1 protein-coding gene is annotated in these 1,472 nt (G+C 62.6%); it reads left to right on the forward strand.

Annotated elements, in window-relative coordinates; all coding sequences use genetic code 11:
• The first annotated feature begins 182 nt into the window (after positions 1-182).
• Positions 183-1,472, forward strand: a complete 1,290-nt coding sequence (locus tag IC66_RS0142240) for an IS4 family transposase (protein ID WP_038951373.1) — start codon at positions 183-185, stop codon at positions 1,470-1,472.

The following is a 1,472-nucleotide window of genomic DNA, read 5'->3' on the forward strand; positions in this document are numbered from 1 at the left end:
TCTGGTGCGGCGGATTGACTCGGGTTCGCCCTGGGGGTTCCAGAATCGGAGATCTGTGTGATTCCTATTGCGGCACTCCATGGTTTGGACGGGGGTGCTGCGATGTTGTCACGGATTGACTGGACGCTGGGCCGGTTCGGGGATCGTCGTCTCGATAAAGGGGGGCGGCGCTCGCTGAACGCATGGTTGCGGGCAAAACTGTCTGCCTTCGGCAGCTCTCCAGGGGGAACCGCGCGCTGGAAGTGCGGTTCAACCGCTTTCTTGGCCATGACAAGGTGACGGTGGATCGGATCATCGAAAGCTGGAGCAATAGCACGGGCCCTGCCGTGGAAGGCCGCCACGTGCTGGCCATCCAGGACACCAGCGAGATCCACTTCAACACCACGCCGCAACGCCGGCGCGGGCTCGGAGAAATCGGCAAAGGCAATAACCACGGCGTGCTGCTGCACCCGCTGCTGGCTGTGGACGCCGACGACGGCAGCTGTCTTGGGCTTTTGAGCGGGCAGATATGGACGCGCGCAGGTCGCCGCACGACCTCGCATGATGATCGGGAATTATCGGACAAGGAATCGCAACGCTGGATATCGACTGCCGTGGCGGCAAGGCCGCTGCTCACCAAGGCCGCGGCGGTGACGGTGCTGGGTGACCGCGAGAGCGATATTTTTGCCCTTTATGCCAGCTCGGCCAAGCAACACTTCCACGTCATCGCGCGCAGCATGCATGATCGCAAGCTTGCCGACCGCAGCAGCCTGTATGAGGCCAGCGATGCCATGGCCGCGGTGGACCAGCGTATGATCCAACTGCCTGCGCGCGCCGCGCGGCCGGCTCGCCTGGCCCACCTCGAACTTCGCTTTGGCGCAATCGAGCTCGCCCGCCCGCAGAATAAGTTCTTGCACCATCTGCCGAAAAGCTTGCCGCTGGCGGTGGTCGATGTGCGCGAGATTAACGCCGAAACCGGCATAGAGCCGCTGCACTGGCGGCTTCTCACCTCTCACGAGGTCACCAGCATCGAGGACGCCTGGCGCATCGTCCAATGGTACAAGCAGCGCTGGATCATCGAGCAGTTCTTCCGCATCCTGAAGACACAAGGCCTCAAGCTCGAAGACAGTCAGATCGGATCCGCCGATCGGCTTCTCAAGCTGGTTGCGATCGCCGCCAAGGCGGCCGTCATCACCATCCAGCTTCTGCAGGCCCGCAATGGTGGTCGCCAGCCCATTCTCGCGGCCTTCGACAACGGCCAAATTGGCGCGCTCACAGCCCTCAACCGGCAACTCGAAGCCGCGAGCAAGCGACTAAAGAACCCACATCCGCCCGATAGTCTCGCTTGGGCCGCCTGGATCATCGGCCGTCTCGGCGGGTGGGATGGCTACCCATCGTCCAAGCCGCCGGGCCCGATCACCTTCAAAAACGGCCTCGAATACTTCAACGCCGTCGCAGCAGGATGGAGCCTCAGAGATATGTGCATGCCCTAG

Source organism: Bradyrhizobium genomosp. III (assembly GCF_000261705.1).
GTDB lineage: Bacteria > Pseudomonadota > Alphaproteobacteria > Rhizobiales > Xanthobacteraceae > Bradyrhizobium > Bradyrhizobium ottawaense.